Origin of the sequence: Acetobacterium wieringae (assembly GCF_001766835.1) — a bacterium.
GTDB classification, from domain to species: Bacteria; Bacillota; Clostridia; order Eubacteriales; family Eubacteriaceae; genus Acetobacterium; species Acetobacterium wieringae.
This window is the reverse complement of the sequence record NZ_LKEU01000018.1, coordinates 17,879-34,083: the sequence shown is the minus strand read 5'-3', so window position 1 is coordinate 34,083 and position 16,205 is coordinate 17,879. Positions and strand designations below refer to the sequence as shown.

The following is a 16,205-nucleotide window of genomic DNA, read 5'->3' as shown; positions in this document are numbered from 1 at the left end:
CGCTTTCGCTAATAATTTCAATGCAATATTTTTTGGTTATTGACTTTATCACCATAATCGTGGATGATAAAGGAGCTTTTAGAGGAGGGCGAATCATTACAATAAATTTGAAATAGTCCTCTACAACTACACATTATAGCAAAGATTTTACTTACATTAAAGGGAAAATCGAAAAAAGCCAGTAAATACAAAAAAATATTTTTTATCAACAGTGATTGACCAGTTTAATTCTCAAGCTGAAAGTTGAAAGCCGCTATTTATTGGGATTTTGATCAGGGGATGAGTTGTTTCAACTTTTAGCTGTGTATATGTGGATAAGTTTCAAAAAAACAATCAACAAACGGATTGTAAAATGATGGGTCAAAAAATCCCGCAATTTAGGGAGTTACAGGGAAAAGGTGGGGAAATTTCAAAAGTTATCCACAAACAGTGGATATAATTGGCGGAATTGTGGATAAACTTGTTGATTACCCCGCCAAATACTGAAATGACGACGATTAGGAGGAGTTAATTGTGGATAACTTTTTAAAAAAAGGGGAACGAATCGAAGACTTAGGATTAAATAATTTGAAAATAATCCAAAATCCTGAATTTTTTTGTTTTGGAATGGATGCGGTTTTATTATCCTGGTTCGTTTCGCGTCGGATAAAAGGATCTCCACATATCATCGATCTGGGATCTGGTACGGGGATTATTCCTTTGTTGCTTTATGGCAAAACCAGAGCGGCTTCGATCACCGGTCTGGAAATACAAGAACCGCTGGTAGAAATGGCCAGGCGGAGTATGGCACTTAATGATTTATCAGAGCAGATCCAGATTATCCAAGGCGATATTAAAGCGCCAGATGATAAGATACTACCAAACACTTATGATGTCGTGGTGAGTAATCCGCCTTATATGCGGGCAAAGGATGGACTTAAGAACAATTGCGAAACAAAAACAATTTCCCGACATGAAATTCTATGCAGCATCGAAGATATTCTCATTTTCAGTAAACGCATGTTAAAAGATCGGGGGCGTCTGTTTCTAGTTCACCGGCCGGAACGGTTAGGCGACATTATTTCATTGATGCGACTCTATAAAATCGAGGTCAAGCAGCTGCAATTTGTATATCCTTCAATAAAAAAAGAGGCGAATCTGGTTTTGATTGAGGGGCGAAAAAGTGGGAAGCCAGGGTTAAAAACCGATGCCCCCCTGATTGTTTATCAGCAAGATGGTGCATATACCCAGGAAATTTATGATATATATGGGATGAAAAAGCCGGAATAGTCAAACGATTTAATTTCGGTAGCGGTGGGAATAGACCAGTGCTCATGACTTTTGACATCCAGAAAAAAAGCGGGAGGAATCGATGGCATTTACATATTTTTTTAGAGATTTACATACCCTGGAGCTGATCTGCAACCATGCCATCCCGGAACTTTGGTCGAAGCCGACGATTAAGATCTGGGATGCCGGTTGCGCTATGGGGCCAGAGCCTTACACCCTGGCGATGTTGCTGCGGGAGCGGTTGGATCAGGGTGGTTTTGAAAGAGTGAAAATCCAAGCAACCGATATTGATGGCAGCGACCTGTTTGATCAGATTATTTGTCAGGCTGAGTATCCCCGGGAGCAGGTGCAGCGGATCCCCGCTGAAATTTTTGAAAAATACTTTATCAAGGTCGAAAACCGGGATTTTTATCGGCTCAACGATGAGATTCGGGGGGCGGTAAGTTTTCAGAAGCATAACCTGTTGACCCTGAGAAGCATTGGCAATGATTTTGGCCTGATCGTATGCAAAAATGTTCTGCTGCACTTTAATGAACAGGAACGCATTGATGTGCTACGGATGTTTCATGATTCGCTGATGGATGGGGGCTATCTGGCCATGGAGCAAACGCAAAAGTTGCCAGCCGAATTAGCTGATCAGTTTGAAGCGGTGGTCTCAAATGCCCAAATTTATCAGAAACGCTGCCAATAAGAAGGTGTCCAGAATTAAGATCTGGACACCTTCTTTTATGAACGGCCCCGTCGGGCCTTGAGAATACGAATGTCTTCCCCTAAAAAGGGAATGGTTTTAAAATGGCCGCAGATCCGGGAGGAAAGTCGTTCGTCATAAAGCTCCTTGATTTTTAGAACCGTCAGATTAGAGGAAATGATCATCTTTTTTTCGGCATTGAGGCGACTGTCAATCACCTCGTAGAGCTGTTTTTGACTGTATTCTGAAGAAAACTCAGCTCCTAAATCATCGATGATCAAAAGATCGCAGAGCAGTAGCGGTTCATAAATCTCAGTTGAGGTTTTCTTTTCCCTGAACAGCTGATCCTGAATGCTGGCGACCAGGTGGGCGGCGGTGACGTAGACAATCCCGTAGCCTTTTTCGGTGAGTCTATTGACAATGCAATTGGACATAAAGGTTTTGCCGACTCCGGGCGGACCGGTAAAAAGCAGCTGGTCTTCGATGTTTTCAAAATTCTGACAATATTTCAGCATATTCTGTTTAATGCTAAGAGCGTTGGAACGATGACTGGCTGATCCCGAACCAATCGGCTGTTGGGAATAATAGTCAGGGTTAAAGCTCTCAAAGGTTTCCCGCTGGGCCCGGGTTTTTAAATCATAGCTGGAAAAACTGAGTTCAGCCAGACACTGATTCAGGCAGGCACAGATTCCCTCGGGGAGAATCCCTGAGTCACGACAAAGGGAGCAGTAATACGAGTGGTTAAGCAGGGCGGCTTTTGCTCCGGCCAGAGTTTTTTTTCTGTCCTCAAGCGCACTCATCTGCTGGCGGATAGGAGCGGTTTTATTGACTTCTTTGGCGATGGTGGCTCGGGTCAGGGCAACCCCCAAGCGGTTGATTTCATTATCCAGTTCAGAAAGCTCGGGAATCTGGTTATAAAGAATGGCTTTCTTCTGTCGCTGTTTAAATTGGTAGGCTTGCTGCTTTTCTTGCAGCAGGGCATAGGCTTCATTATAGGTCTTCATTGTTTATCTCCAGTTCCGGCCATAAATCCTCGGCATAGTCAACTTCCATATCCAGGTAAGCCTGTTTTCGGGCATCGCTCATCGGTTCAAGGGACTCTTTATGAGCAAATTTTTGTTTTGGCTTGTCATTTTTGATATCTTCCAGGGTTTTAAAGCCTTGTTCGTGCCAATTCTTCAGAATGCCGTCAATATATTTCATATTGGGTTTGTTGGTGCGGGATAAGGCCTGGACAATGATTTCCATTGAAAAACCATAGTCATTAAACCAGGTATCCATCATCTGCCGCTCAGAAACCATCGGATTTCGCTGGATACCCAGATATTTGAAAATCTGATAATAGGCCGTTCGTTGATGCGCTGAGTTTTTGATATAGGCTTCGGCTTCGATATGATCACGAACCTCAGCCGTATAAAAACTTCTGGCTACGGTTTCCAGATACGAGACGACCTGGGTCGGGGTAAAGGTGCGATCTTTTTTATTGATCATGTTAATGGAATATTCGACAATCAGAATTACCGCTTCCGGAGTAAAATTATAGTCATCCAGCCAGCGCTTAAACAGCAACGTTTCTTTTTTTGTGATCGTCCGGCTTTCGTACATATCCTGGATGGTGGTGTACATCCGTTGAATCCGGTCTTCCATGCTATTGGAAGACTGGATATTTTTAGGTACGGTCGTCTCGGGGATCGCCTCATTTTTATAAAGAATGGTACCGGTGATATTATAAAAACGGACCAGGGCATCCCGGGTGCCGGTGTATTCAATGGCGATGATTTTTTCGGCGGCCCAATAGTCCCAGGCTTTTTTCACATCGGTTTCCAATAGATTCAGATCTTTGGCGATATCTTCGTTGCTGATGGGGGTCAGGCCCTGGTTAAAGCATCGCTTTAAGCCGTAAAGATAGACCTTCACGTAGTCTCCCCGGGCTGTTGGCATATAGTGATTAATAAAAATATTTTCGAGTGGGGTCACACCCAAGTCATCATGGCTGGAAACTAATTCAAAACGATTCATTTGTTACCTCAAGTTATGGATTAATATACTTTCTCACGACTAAAAATCTTTAGTTCTGATAAATAGTGTGTTAAGCTATTATATCACATTGAAAATAATTTGTGAGGAATTCCTGCTTTCATTAAGCAGGGAAAAGAATTCTTAAAGAGTATAAGAAAAACGGCTTTGTTGATAAAAAAACGGCATAAAATCGATACTTTTCTTGATAAAACTGAAACTTATGATATAATAACCAATTGGATATTGCATATACATTTGCACTGAAAGGAATAAATATGGATGCTTTTATTATAGAAGGAGGTAACCCCCTACAAGGCGAGGTTGCGATCTCCGGGGCGAAAAATGCGGTGCTGGGGATTATTCCGGCGGCAGTACTGTGTGCCTGCTCAAGTAAAATAGATAATGTTCCCGATATTAAAGATGTTAACAAAATGATTGTTATTCTCGAAAAACTGGGAGCTGAAATATATAGAGAAAAAGATACCTTAATTATCAATACCGAAAAACCGATTTCATATGATGTGTCGGACTATGAAGAGGAAACCGGCCAGATGCGGGCTTCCTATTATCTGCTGGGAGCGCTGCTGGGACGATATCGTAAAGCGATTGTGCCCCTGCCCGGCGGTTGCAACATCGGGGATCGCCCCATCGACCAGCATATCAAAGGCTTTCAGGCCTTGGGTGCAACCGTGGTGATTGAACATGGCCAGGTAAAAATGGAAGCTCCGGAACTGAGAGGAGCCCATATTTTTCTTGATGTTGTCAGCGTTGGCGCCACCATCAATATTATGTTGGCAGCCGTTCGGGCTGATGGCAAAACAATTATCGAAAATGCCGCTAAAGAACCCCACATCGTTGATGTGGCTAACTTTTTGAATTTGATGGGAGCAAACATCAAGGGTGCGGGAACAGACGTTATTAAGATTGTCGGCGTTGAAGAAATGCACGGCTGCGAGTATTCGGTGATCCCGGATCAGATTACCACGGGTACCTACATGATGGCCGCAGCAGCCACCGAAGGGGATATCTTAATTAAAAATGTCATTCCCAAGCATATGGAGGCGATCACGGCTAAGCTCAGCGAAATGGGGGTCATCGTTCGGGAAGAGGACGACGGAATTCGGGTTATTGGAAAACATCCATTAAAGGCGGTCAATGTCAAGACCATGCCTTATCCGGGGTTTCCTACGGATCTACAACAACCGATGGCAGTTTTAATGACGATTGCCCAGGGAACCAGCACCATCACTGAGAGTATTTTTGAAAGCCGATTTAAATACGTGGACGAATTGCGCCGGATGGGCGCCAATATTTCCATTAATAGTCGAACCGCCAGTATTACCGGGGTCAAGTCCTTATCAGCCACCAAAATCCGAACCACGGATCTGCGGGCCGGGGCGGCCATGGTGATTGCAGGGTTAATTGCTGATGGTGAAACAAAGATCACTGAAATTGTTCATATTGACCGGGGTTACGAAAATCTTCAGGAAAATCTGCGAAATCTTGGGGCGGTTATTCGTCGGGTTTCCGAGAAAGATCCAGCTTGCCTTTAGAGGTTATTAGGGGCACGATACGATGACTATCTTAAATCCCGTAAAGTTAGGTTAAGTCAGGTTTAAGCATCATTCGCTAGGATAATCCTAACAATTCAGCTGGTCCTTGGCGCATTTAAATGGAATAATTTTACAAGATATTAAAATGAACAAGGGAGCAAGGATTGAAATTTTGCAGTTTATATAGTGGAAGTTCAGGAAATAGTTTATTTGTCTCAAACAACAGCACCAAAATACTCATTGATGCTGGCCTCAGCGGAAAACGAATCCAGTCTGCCATGGACGCCATTGAAGAAGATCCCCGGGAAATCGGTGGCATCATGGTGACCCATGAACATAGTGATCATATTCATGGGGTTGGGGTCTTGTCCCGGCGTTTTGATTTGCCAATTTATGCCAATGAAAAAACTTGGGCAGCAATGAAAAAGGACTTGGGAAAAATTGCCGAGCATAATGTAAAGATCTTTGATTTTGAAGCGCCTTTTATTATTCAGGATCTTCAAATTGAAGCCTTTAAAACATCTCATGATGCAGCGGATTCAGCCGGTTTTGTCATATCTGACGGCAAAAGCCGGTTGGGAATCGCCACCGACTCAGGGATTATTACGCCAGAAATGCGCAGCGCATTGTGCGGCTGTGATCTGGTCGTGCTGGAGTCCAATCATGATGTTTCAATGCTGGAAGCCGGATCGTATCCTTTCTACCTCAAACAGCGGATAAAAAGTGATTTTGGTCATCTATCCAATGAAACAGCCGGAGATCTGGCCTTGGCACTGGTACAGGAAGGGACCCGGAAACTGGTGCTGGCCCACCTTAGTCAGGAAAATAACTATCCATTGTTGGCCTATGAAACCACTGCCCGGATTCTTACTGGTTCCGGTGTGGTATTGGATGGAGATGTGAAACTTTCGGTGGCAAAGCGAAGCTGTGTGAGTGAGGCAATTAATCTATAAAGAACTTCAACTAAGATTGAGGTGAAACGATGAACGACGATCTGAAAAAAGAAAAAAAACCGAACTCCCTGATCATCGGCATGATCGGAGCCATTATTGGTGGCGTAATTGTTGGGGTACTGCTTCTAGGTGTCAACTTTTTTTTCGACAGTAATAGTGTAATCCAAGGTGCCAAGAACGAAATTATTGTCAATCAGGGTTCGGCGGACACGGTAGTTGAAGCCATTGCCCAAACCGTGCCACCATCAGTGGTGGGGATTGAAACAACCGGAGTGTCTATGACTGTTTATGGACCTCAGGAGGCGAGTGGCGTGGGTTCGGGATTCATCCTAACCAGTGATGGCTATATTGCGACCAACCAGCATGTGGCCTCGGATGATGTATCGGCATTAAAGGTTTCGCTGGCCGATGGGAATACCTATGATGCCAAACTGGTCTGGTCGGATGCGACCCTGGATATGGCCATTATCAAAATTGATGCCAAGGATTTACCGGTATTGGAATTGGGAGATTCGGATAATGTGGTTGTTGGAGAACTGGCAGTAGCGGTTGGAAATCCGATGGGACTTAATTTTGAGCGAACCGTTACGGCAGGAATCATATCCGCTCTTAATCGGAGCATCCCATTGGAAAACGGGCTGGCAGAAGATCTGATTCAAACCGATGCGTCAATCAATTCAGGAAATAGTGGGGGCCCGTTAGTTAACAAAAACGGTGAGGTAATCGGGATTAATACCTATAAACTAACCACTGGGGAAGGGATGGGCTTTGCCATTCCAATCAATATTTTAAAACCGATTCTCAATGAAATTGTCGCAACCGGTAAATTTGATTCCACCGTGATGGGTATTACCGCTTATGATCGGGCGATTGCTGATTATTATCTGACTGACAGTGATGTCAATTTTAACGAAGGGATTTATATTGCTTCGGTACAACAAGGCGGTGGGGCTGCCAATGCAGGTTTGGCTGCCGGCGACATCATTAAAGAGATCAATGGTGTCAAAACCAATACCATGCTGAAAATGAAAGAAATTCTCTATGCAGTTAATGCCGGTGATAAGGTCAGTGTGACCTTTGAACGGAATGGGCAAAGTCAGACAAAAGATGTGGTTGTGACGGCGGGGCAATAAAGAGAAAACTGTTTGCAATGAAAATTTATGAAAATCACATTGACAGTCGATTTTTATGGTGTTATAATCAAAAATATCTTAAGGTAAGCTTAATAGAAGTCAAAGAAGACCGGACTATTAAGATGATACCTGGGATTTAAGACGCTTATCAAAGGTGATAACAGAAGTTTCTGTTATCACCTTTTTTTTCAAACTAAAATAGGCAAATTAATTTATCAAAGGCGATAACAGTCATGAATGTTATCGCCTTTTTTTGAAGGATTTGTCTTTGACTATTGTTTGAATGAGAATAAGACAATGAATTGCCAGTGAACTAAGAACATTAGGCGAATTCCCCAAAAGACTGAAATTATAAATTGCATAAGAAGATGACTAAATGGTTTAAGATTATCATATTTAAATGATTGAATCAAAATAATTAAGAAAAGAGGAAGTTAAGATGATTAATTCTGGTGATGTCGCATTTGTTCTGATCGGTTCAATGCTGGTATTCTTTATGACCCCCGGCCTGGGATTATTTTATGGAGGGATGGTTCGGCGAAAGAACGTCATTAATACATTAATGTCGGTATTGTTTTGTTGTGGACTGGCGACCGTTATGTGGTTTGCCATCGGTTATTCAATCTCATTTGGAGAAGATGTTGGCGGTCTGGGTGTTGTCGGAAATTTGAGCAATGCTTTTTTTAGTGGGGTCAGTGCCACAGAAGCCGGACCTTATGCGGCCAATATACCGGGTGCCCTGTTTGCGATTTTCCAGCTGATGTTTTGTATTATTACACCAGCTATTCTGGTGGGAGCCTTAGAAGGCCGAATGAAATTTTCGGCAATGTTTATTTTTATTGCCTTCTGGTTATTGCTAGTCTATTACCCATTGGCTCATATGGTTTGGGGCTTAGGCGGCTTTATCGCCGGATTGGGAGCGGTCGATTTTGCCGGCGGAAATGTTATTCATATTAGTTCCGGAGTTTCTGGTTTGATTGCCTGTATCATCCTTGGTAAAAGAAAAGGTTATGGTATTTTAGCGTATCATCCGCATAACATTCCAATGGTTTTCACCGGGGGTGCGATTCTTTGGGTTGGTTGGTTCGCCTTCAATGGGGCATCAGCGCTGGCCGCTAATGGATTGGCGGTTCAGGCGATGGGTAATACAATGATCGCATCGTCTGCTGCAATGTTAAGCTGGATGCTGATGGAATCAATTCTTTATAAAAAAGTGACGGTTCTGGGGGCGGTGACTGGTGCTGTTATCGGTTTGGTGGCCATTACTCCGGGTTCAGGATTTGTACCATTTGGTGCGGCACTGGTGATTGGCGCTCTGGTTAGCCCCATCTGCTTATTTTTTATGACCAAGGTCAAACAGAAGTTTGGCTATGATGATTCACTGGATGCCTTTGGTTGCCACGGAATTGGCGGAATCTGGGGTGGTATAGCGACTGGTCTGTTTGCTCAGTCAGCCATCAACCCGATTGCGCAGTGGGACGGTTTGTTTTTCGGGGCAACCGAATTATTTGTGGCACAATTGATGGCCGTAGGAATTTCTGTTATCTATTCAGCTGCGATGACCACAGTCATAATGCTGGTGCTTAAAAAAGTCATGACTATCCGTGTTTCGCCGGAGGCAGAGGCATTGGGTCTGGATATCAGCGAACACAGCGAACAAGGTTACCCGGCTTTCTCGGGAATTGATCAATAGAACGATATTGAAATGTGGTTGAGGAGTCATGCCATCATGGCTTCGCAATCAGTAAAGAAAGGAAAAAACTTATGAAACTGATTGAAGCAATTATCCGTCCGGAAAAGTTGGAACCTTTAAAGGACGCATTTTTAGAAGCAAAGGTCAATGGTATGAACGTCCGTCAGATACTCGGATGCGGGAACCAATTTGGATGGGTAGCCCATAATCGGGGAACCTCGGTCATGATGAATATGCTACCTAAAATCGAAATAAAGATTGTGGTTGCCGATGATAAGGTTGAGGAAACTGTCCAACTGATTATGGATACTGTCCGAACTGGTGAAATTGGTGATGGTAAAATTTTTATCAAACCGGTGGAGGAGTGTATTCGGATTCGAACCGGAGAGCGGGGCGATATTGCACTTTAAAAGTTAGTGATTGAGGACTGAGACGATTATATTTAAATATAATCGTCTTTTTTTTGTGGCGTATTTTAAATAACTGTCAGCTTTGTGATTCTTGAAATTCTAGGATTGACTCCCGGGTTGAGTAATGCTATAATTCGACTTGCTGAGTCGGAAATGGGTCAGCTAAAATTAAATAGTAGCATCAACCTTAAATAATAGCGAAAAGGTTCAGTCGATTGTCAATGAAGAGGATCGACCCAGCGATGAACCGGATCTGAATTGCGATGATCAAAGGCGATAACAGTTTTTTTGTTGTCGTCTTTTTTTGCGTTGAGCGTCTGAATTACTGATTTATCAGATAATTCAATCAACTTATCAAAGGCGATAAGCATAGCGGCCGGCCATACGTGCAGGTTTTAAAGTGGGTTGATCAGATAATCACTGAACCCGATTCAGTGATTGGCATAAATAACGAAAAAAGAGAATTATGGAGGAAATTATGATTAATTCAGGAGATGTAACATTTATTCTGATTTGTACCATGCTGGTTTTTTTTATGACCCCAGGACTGGCACTATTCTATGCCGGGATGGTGCGACGGAAAAATGTGCTTAATACGATCATGTCAGTGGTGTTTTGCTGCGGACTGGCAACGGTGATGTGGTATATGGTGGGATATTCCCTGGCTTTTGGTCCGGATTTTGGCGGGTTTGGTGTGATTGGTGATTTAAGCAATGTGTTTTTCAGGGGCATCAGTGCATCGGCGCCAGGCCCCTATGCGGGTAGTATCCCGGGTCAGCTATTTGCTATTTTTCAACTGGTATTCTGTATGGTTACGCCAGCGATTGTGGTCGGTTCGCTGTCGGGAAGAATGCGGTTTTCGGCATTGTTTATTTTTGTAACGTTTTGGATGCTGCTGGTTTATTATCCAATGGCTCATATGGTTTGGGGTCAGGGTGGTTTGATTGCCGGTTTCGGTGCGGTTGATTTTGCCGGCGGTTTTGTCATCGAAATAAGTTCGGGGATTTCTGGCCTGGTGGCTTGTATTATTTTGGGATCCCGAAAAGGATATGGCATTAAGTCCTATCATCCCCATAATATTCCGCTGTTTGTCATCGGTGGGGCGATTTTATGGGTTGGCTGGTTTGCCTTTAATGGCGGTTCTGCCCTGGCTGCCAACGGTTTAGCGGTTCACGCAGTGGTGACCACCCTGCTGGCATCGGCAGCAGCGATGCTAACCTGGATGCTGGTTGAAATGGTCGCTTATAAAAAAGTGACGGTTATGGGTGCCATTACCGGTTCGATCGTCGGCTTGGTTTCCATTACGCCCGGAGCTGGTTTTGTACCGACCGAAGCGGCTTTGTTTATCGGCGCTGTGGTGAGTCCAATCTGCTTTTTCTTTTTAACAAAGGTGAAGGTTAAATTCGGCTATGATGATACCCTGGATGCGTTTGGTTGTCATGGTATCAGTGGGATCTGGGGGGTTATTGCCACCGGGCTGTTTGCTCAGACAGCCATCAATCCGGTAGCACAATGGAATGGGTTGTTCTTTGGTGACACCCAGTTATTTGTGGCTCAGCTGATTGCGCTGCTGATTGCGGTGCTTTATTCGGGAACAATGACGGCAGTGATTATGCTAATCCTCAAAAAGGTCATGGCAATCCGGGTCGCTCCCGAAGCCGAAGCCCTGGGTCTGGATATCAGTGAACATAGTGAAGAAGGTTATCCCGCTTTTTCTGGAATTGACCAATAGTGGCTGATCGACTAAAATACCAGAAGACAGCAATTCTAAAACGAAAGGAAAAAGAAATGAAACAGATCGAAGCGATTATCCGTCCGGAAAAGCTGGAACCCCTCAAGGATGCTTTTTTGGCAGCAAAGGTCAATGGCATGAATATCCGGCAAGTACTGGGATGTGGTAACCAGTATGGTTGGGTAGCTCATAACCGTGGCACCTCGGTAATGATGAACATGATTCCCAAAATTGAAATAAAAATTGTAGTAGCTGACGACAAGGTTGAAGAAATAATTCAGTTGATTATGAGTGTGGTGCGAACCGGGGAAATTGGCGATGGCAAAATCTTTATTAAGTCAGTCGAGGAATGTATCCGGATTAGAACCGGAGAACGAGGCGATATCGCATTGTAAAAAATGGGGTCTAATCGTTTTAAAGGAGCTCTCTATATTTGCATTGGTAAATATGGGGGGCTCTTTTATGTTTGCTCGTTTACAAAAACAAATGAAAGGATTGACATTTTCATCGATAATACTATAATTAAGGAATAGTTGCAAAATTTCAGAAATGAATATAAAAAAAAGTACAGATAGCGAGGTGAGGGAATGAAAAAAGTAGTGGATGATGAACGTCTGATGGTGAAAATCTGTGAGATGTACTATAACCAGGATATCAATCAAAAGTTGATTGCCAAAGAGTTGGGTCTTTCCCGTCCAACGGTGTCCCGGATTCTTCAGAACGCCAAGGAGCGAGGGATTGTCAAAATTATTATCGATCCTATTTTTGGTAACAACTATGTGGATCTGGAAAAAAAGCTGGAGAGTCGCTATGGCTTGAAAGAAGTTTTCATTGTGGATATGAAACAGGACAGCCGGGATCAGAAGGATGAGTTGGCTAAAGCGACTGCCAATTATCTCGAGCGGTTAATTAAAGATGATACGATTATCGGGGTTTCGATGGGTTCTTCCATTGGCCAGATCTATCGTTTTATCTCAAAGGGAACCTCAAAGCGGGTGACCTTCATTCCCCTCATCGGTGGGATCGGACATCTGGGTATGGAGCTGCACTCCAATACCATTGTCGAAGCTTTGGCAAAGGCTTTTGGCGGCGTTTCTTATTTGCTCCACGCCCCGGCCCGAGTGTCTGGAATCAAGATCAAAGAAGAATTAATGAAGGAGCCGGATATTAAGCGGATCATTAAAATGGGCGATGGCCTGGACGTAGCGGTGGTTGGGATCGGCGTGCCCAATCGCGGATCGGCGATTATGTCTACCGGCTATTACGATGAAAAAGACATGGAAACCATGCGCAAAAAAAATGTGGTGGGTGATGTCTGTATGCAATTTTTTGATATCAATGGCAGCACTGAAGCGTTTGAGTCTGATAATTGTGTGATTGGGGTTGACATCAAGAAACTTCGGCGGGTTCCCCATTCCATTGGTGTTGCCAGTGGTTCTGAAAAAGCCCGGGCGATCCAGGGGGCCATCAAAGGCGGTTTCATTAATGTCCTGGTTACTGACGTGGAGTGCGGAAAAAAATTGCTGGAATTCGATGACGTTTTTGAACACGTGGAAAAAATTGGATTCGGGACTCCAGAAATAAAGAGGGCCGATTGAAAATGATATTGTCAAAAGAGGAAGCCTTAAGAGATGTTAAATTATTTGCTCTGGATATGGATGGAACGTTTTATCTGGGTAACGGTTTAATTGATGGGGCACTGGATTTTATTGAAGCGCTCAGAAGCCATCAAAAAGATTTTATTTTTATCACCAATAATTCATCCCGGGGATCCAGCTTTTATCAGGAAAAACTGAAGAAAATGGGCTGCTTTGTGGAAGCCGACCGGATTATTACCTCCGGGGATGTGACCATAAACTATTTAAAAACCTATTATCCCGGACAATCTGTCTATCTGATGGGCACGCCACTGCTGGAGGAGAGTTTTAAAAAAAACGGCATCAAGCTGGTCCTAGAGCAGCCAGATGTGGCAGTGGCGAGCTTTGACACCACCTTGACCTATGAAAAGCTTAAGAAAATCTGCACCTTTATTAACAATGGCGCAGTTTTTTTATCCACCCATCTGGATTTGGTCTGTCCCACCGAAACTGGTTTTATCCCCGATTGCGGTTCGATGTGTGCTCTGATTACCAAATCCACCGGAGTGGAACCCAAATACTTAGGCAAGCCCTTTCCCGAAACCATGGAGATGATTTTAGCCATCACCGGGCATAAAAAAGAGGACGTGGCCTTTGTCGGCGATCGCATCTATACCGATGTGGCCACCGGCGTCAATAACGGCGGTAAGGGTTTTCTGGTGCTGACTGGAGAGACAAAAATGGCGGATGTCGCAAGTTCAGCAGTGGTTCCGGATTGTGTTTTTGATTCGCTGAAAGAAATGACCAACTATCTGTAAGCCTGTTTATTTTAGCTAAAAAGGGGAAGATAATAAGAAGACGAATCGAACATGTTGATGACGGGAACGAATAAATGAATAAACGGAAAGGAATGAAAGATTCATTAACAGGTAAGAAGTATGCACAGCAAAGCAGTTACGATTATTAATCCCAGCGGTTTACACGCCCGGCCAGCGGCGGAGTTTTGTCAGAAGGCCGGAGAATTCAGAGCAGATATCCGAATTAAAAAATTGGGCGACGATCCCAAAGAGGGAGATGCCAAATCGCTCTTGAGTATTATGGCAACGGGGATTGGCCAGGGCGATGTGGTTGAAATTTTTGCCGTCGGTGAGGATGAAATGCTGGCCGTGGAAACCCTGGTGGCACTCGTCGGCAGTGGTTTTGGTGAAGTGTAATTATTATATGAGGTAAAAAAACACCGTGAGGTGTTTTTTTAGTGGGCGGATATTCGATCAGGCAGATGCGAGGTTATTTTTATAAATAATCGATTTTAGATCGGCTTGACGCCACTGCAGTTCGTCCAGGTTGATACCGAAGTCCAGTTGACCCTGGGTGGCGATCAGGAGATGTTCCAAATTGCAGTTACCGGCCCGCTCACCGATGCCGAAGAGGGTAGTATCGGCATATTTGGCACCACAGCGGAGGCCCTGGATGGAGTTGGCCACGGCCATGCCCAAATCGTTGTGCATGTGCACCTCGATGTCGATGTTGTCGGGAATCCGGTTGATCGTGGCCTTGCAGAGACTGGGGGACATGATCCCCACGGTATCTGAAAAACGCAGGGTGGTGGCCCCCAGATGCTGGGCGGTTTCAATCAGTAAAACGACAAAATTCCAGTCGGCCCGGGAGGCGTCCTCCAAACCGATGGTCAGTTCTCTTTTTTCGGAATGGACAGCCGCGGCGCAGGCACTCAGGGTTTTAAGTACCTGGGATCGGGTGGTGCGCAGCTTCTCACGAATCAGCAGATCCGAAGCCGGGACACAAACATGGATAATGTCGGCGCCGCAGCCGATGGACTGGCTGATATCAGAGCGGTTCATCCGGTTCCAGCCAATAATCTTCGCCTGCTTACAGGACAGTTTGATTTTTTCAAAGGCCCGGCATTCCTCTCTGCCCATGGCCGGGGTACCGGCTTCAATCCGGGCAACCCCCAGGGTATCCAGAGCTTTGGCGATGGTGATTTTTTCGCGGATCGAAAAGGCCATTCCGGGGCTTTGTTCACCGTCTCTTAAGGTCGTATCAACAATATATCTGTTTGTCATTTTGTACCTCTCTGGCAAGGGTTCGCAGTTCCCGATCGGACAGATTTCGGCCTAACTGAGTGCAGTGGGATTTTAAGTGTTTTAAAATGCTATGGGCGGCTGACTCGGATAATTGCGAATCGTTTAGTTTATACAACAGGCTTTGGCGGCCGGAGTGTTTGCCCAGGACAATTTCTCGCTGGTTACCAACGCTTTGGGGACTAAAGGGTTCATAGGTATTGGGGTTTTTTAATACCCCATCCACATGAATACCGGATTCGACCTTGAAAATATCGGTTCCGATGATCGCCTTCATTTTGCCAACCGGCTGGCCGGACAGTTTTTCATAAAGGTCACGCAGCTCACTTAAAACCGATAAGTCACCGGTAAACAAATCAGGTTGACTTAGTTTTAGCCCCATCAGCACTTCTTCCAGCGGTGGGAAGTTATGATGGTTGGCAAAACCGCAGCTGATACTCTGCCCGCCAGCCAATAGCCATTCCAGAGCGATGGCAGTGGCACAATGGTGGTGATTGCCGGGGCAGAGATCCAGAGTGTCAATACCGCTGTCCAGCAGGGCCTTAAAAACTTCTGAATAATCCCGGGTCATCAGGTCTTCTAATCCGGTGATCCGGATCTTTTGATGGTGACAGGAATGTAATTTGCCAACGGGGATATTTTTTTCCACCAGCTCATTTGGCTCCAGTTTCCAGAGGGCTTTCGGTTCTTTCGTCCCTGGGCCAGCCGAAGCGAGCGATTCGGGAAAAATCCGGGTTAGAAAAAAACGTCGCTGCCCCAACCATTGTTTTAAACCGGCAGCAGTGACCGGAAAATTAAGCCGGTCAACCAGCTCCGGGGTCAATTCGATTTTGGTGACGCCACAGGTAAAAAGCAGGTCACAGAAATGGTTAAGATCCTGGCTGGTCATCCCGGACGTATTAAAGGTTGTCAAGGTTCGATCAATAATAGTAACCATTTGTGTACCCCGCTTTCGTTTGTTTTAATTTAAAATTGATGCTGCCAATGTTAGGGCAGCATCAATTGGTGTAGTATAAAATAAAAGATTAGCCCAGTACCGACAATTGTTATATCATGTTGTGTGCCTCAAGGCGAACAGT

The 16,205-nt window shown here is 44.6% G+C and carries 16 protein-coding genes; 12 read left to right on the top strand and 4 right to left on the bottom strand.

Features of this window, described 5'->3' with window-relative positions:
• Window positions 1–513 precede the first annotated feature (513 nt).
• Both ACWI_RS04445 and ACWI_RS04440 read left to right on the top strand, forming a co-directional pair.
• The gene (locus ACWI_RS04445; protein WP_070370225.1) at window positions 514–1,269 is read left to right on the top strand and encodes a tRNA1(Val) (adenine(37)-N6)-methyltransferase; all 756 of its coding nucleotides are present in this window, start codon (window positions 514–516) and stop codon (window positions 1,267–1,269) included.
• Window positions 1,270–1,351: 82 nt separating this feature from the next.
• On the top strand, window positions 1,352–1,960 hold the full coding sequence (locus ACWI_RS04440) for a CheR family methyltransferase (protein ID WP_070370224.1): 609 nt from the start codon (window positions 1,352–1,354) through the stop codon (window positions 1,958–1,960).
• Window positions 1,961–1,995: 35 nt separating this feature from the next.
• On the opposite strand, the gene ACWI_RS04435 is transcribed toward ACWI_RS04440, so the two are convergent.
• Window positions 1,996–2,961, bottom strand: a complete 966-nt coding sequence (locus ACWI_RS04435; RefSeq protein ID WP_070370223.1) for an ATP-binding protein — start codon at window positions 2,959–2,961, stop codon at window positions 1,996–1,998.
• The gene (locus ACWI_RS04430) at window positions 2,948–3,976 is read right to left on the bottom strand and encodes a DnaD domain protein (protein ID WP_070370222.1); all 1,029 of its coding nucleotides are present in this window, start codon (window positions 3,974–3,976) and stop codon (window positions 2,948–2,950) included. Before ACWI_RS04430 ends, ACWI_RS04435 begins: the two co-directional genes overlap by 14 nt.
• Before the next feature lie 275 nt (window positions 3,977–4,251).
• On the opposite strand from ACWI_RS04430, the gene ACWI_RS04425 reads away from it, so the two are divergent.
• The 10 genes from ACWI_RS04425 to ACWI_RS04380 all read left to right on the top strand — a co-directional run bounded on the left by ACWI_RS04425 (window position 4,252) and on the right by ACWI_RS04380 (window position 14,241).
• The gene (locus ACWI_RS04425) at window positions 4,252–5,529 is read left to right on the top strand and encodes a UDP-N-acetylglucosamine 1-carboxyvinyltransferase (RefSeq protein ID WP_070370221.1); all 1,278 of its coding nucleotides are present in this window, start codon (window positions 4,252–4,254) and stop codon (window positions 5,527–5,529) included.
• Window positions 5,530–5,693: 164 nt separating this feature from the next.
• On the top strand, window positions 5,694–6,482 hold the full coding sequence (locus tag ACWI_RS04420) for an MBL fold metallo-hydrolase (RefSeq protein WP_070370220.1): 789 nt from the start codon (window positions 5,694–5,696) through the stop codon (window positions 6,480–6,482).
• A 29-nt stretch (window positions 6,483–6,511) separates the two neighbouring features.
• Entirely contained in the window at window positions 6,512–7,615 is a 1,104-nt protein-coding gene (locus ACWI_RS04415; RefSeq protein ID WP_070370219.1) for a S1C family serine protease, read from the top strand.
• Window positions 7,616–8,054: 439 nt separating this feature from the next.
• Window positions 8,055–9,308 carry an ammonium transporter gene (locus tag ACWI_RS04410; protein ID WP_070370218.1) on the top strand — a complete coding sequence of 418 codons (1,254 nt, stop codon included), beginning with the start codon at window positions 8,055–8,057 and terminating at the stop codon, window positions 9,306–9,308.
• 71 nt (window positions 9,309–9,379) lie between these two features.
• Window positions 9,380–9,718: a P-II family nitrogen regulator gene (locus ACWI_RS04405; RefSeq protein ID WP_070370217.1), complete on the top strand. Its 339-nt coding sequence runs from the start codon at window positions 9,380–9,382 to the stop codon at window positions 9,716–9,718.
• A gap of 475 nt (window positions 9,719–10,193) precedes the next feature.
• Complete coding sequence (locus ACWI_RS04400; protein WP_070370304.1) at window positions 10,194–11,450, top strand: ammonium transporter; 1,257 nt, start codon at window positions 10,194–10,196, stop codon at window positions 11,448–11,450.
• Between the two features lie 56 nt (window positions 11,451–11,506).
• Window positions 11,507–11,845, top strand: a complete 339-nt coding sequence (locus ACWI_RS04395) for a P-II family nitrogen regulator (RefSeq protein ID WP_070370216.1) — start codon at window positions 11,507–11,509, stop codon at window positions 11,843–11,845.
• Between the two features lie 192 nt (window positions 11,846–12,037).
• Window positions 12,038–13,048 (top strand): sugar-binding transcriptional regulator, encoded by a 1,011-nt coding sequence (locus ACWI_RS04390; protein ID WP_070370215.1) that lies wholly within the window; start codon window positions 12,038–12,040, stop codon window positions 13,046–13,048.
• Between the two features lie 2 nt (window positions 13,049–13,050).
• On the top strand, window positions 13,051–13,845 hold the full coding sequence (locus ACWI_RS04385; RefSeq protein WP_070370303.1) for an HAD-IIA family hydrolase: 795 nt from the start codon (window positions 13,051–13,053) through the stop codon (window positions 13,843–13,845).
• Between the two features lie 120 nt (window positions 13,846–13,965).
• Complete coding sequence (locus tag ACWI_RS04380) at window positions 13,966–14,241, top strand: HPr family phosphocarrier protein (protein ID WP_070370214.1); 276 nt, start codon at window positions 13,966–13,968, stop codon at window positions 14,239–14,241.
• Between the two features lie 57 nt (window positions 14,242–14,298).
• Here ACWI_RS04380 and ACWI_RS04375 read toward each other — a convergent pair whose 3' ends face one another.
• Together ACWI_RS04375 and ACWI_RS04370 are read right to left on the bottom strand one after the other, a co-directional pair.
• Entirely contained in the window at window positions 14,299–15,108 is an 810-nt protein-coding gene (locus ACWI_RS04375; RefSeq protein WP_070370213.1) for a beta/alpha barrel domain-containing protein, read from the bottom strand.
• Window positions 15,086–16,063 carry a homocitrate synthase/isopropylmalate synthase family protein gene (locus tag ACWI_RS04370; RefSeq protein WP_070370212.1) on the bottom strand — a complete coding sequence of 326 codons (978 nt, stop codon included), beginning with the start codon at window positions 16,061–16,063 and terminating at the stop codon, window positions 15,086–15,088. The genes ACWI_RS04375 and ACWI_RS04370 overlap by 23 nt, the downstream gene beginning before the upstream one ends.
• Window positions 16,064–16,205 lie beyond the last annotated feature (142 nt).

What these genes read in the sequence shown, in the direction of transcription:
- ACWI_RS04440 (WP_070370224.1), top strand. Translation starts at nt 1,352, where the DNA reads ATGGCATTTACATATTTTTTTAGAGATTTACATACCCTGGAGCTGATC.
- ACWI_RS04435 (WP_070370223.1), bottom strand. Translation starts at nt 2,961, where the DNA reads ATGAAGACCTATAATGAAGCCTATGCCCTGCTGCAAGAAAAGCAGCAA.
- ACWI_RS04430 (WP_070370222.1), bottom strand. Translation starts at nt 3,976, where the DNA reads ATGAATCGTTTTGAATTAGTTTCCAGCCATGATGACTTGGGTGTGACC.
- ACWI_RS04425 (WP_070370221.1), top strand. Translation starts at nt 4,252, where the DNA reads ATGGATGCTTTTATTATAGAAGGAGGTAACCCCCTACAAGGCGAGGTT.
- ACWI_RS04415 (WP_070370219.1), top strand. Translation starts at nt 6,512, where the DNA reads ATGAACGACGATCTGAAAAAAGAAAAAAAACCGAACTCCCTGATCATC.
- ACWI_RS04410 (WP_070370218.1), top strand. Translation starts at nt 8,055, where the DNA reads ATGATTAATTCTGGTGATGTCGCATTTGTTCTGATCGGTTCAATGCTG.
- ACWI_RS04405 (WP_070370217.1), top strand. Translation starts at nt 9,380, where the DNA reads ATGAAACTGATTGAAGCAATTATCCGTCCGGAAAAGTTGGAACCTTTA.
- ACWI_RS04395 (WP_070370216.1), top strand. Translation starts at nt 11,507, where the DNA reads ATGAAACAGATCGAAGCGATTATCCGTCCGGAAAAGCTGGAACCCCTC.
- ACWI_RS04390 (WP_070370215.1), top strand. Translation starts at nt 12,038, where the DNA reads ATGAAAAAAGTAGTGGATGATGAACGTCTGATGGTGAAAATCTGTGAG.
- ACWI_RS04385 (WP_070370303.1), top strand. Translation starts at nt 13,051, where the DNA reads ATGATATTGTCAAAAGAGGAAGCCTTAAGAGATGTTAAATTATTTGCT.
- ACWI_RS04380 (WP_070370214.1), top strand. Translation starts at nt 13,966, where the DNA reads ATGCACAGCAAAGCAGTTACGATTATTAATCCCAGCGGTTTACACGCC.
- ACWI_RS04375 (WP_070370213.1), bottom strand. Translation starts at nt 15,108, where the DNA reads ATGACAAACAGATATATTGTTGATACGACCTTAAGAGACGGTGAACAA.
- ACWI_RS04370 (WP_070370212.1), bottom strand. Translation starts at nt 16,063, where the DNA reads ATGGTTACTATTATTGATCGAACCTTGACAACCTTTAATACGTCCGGG.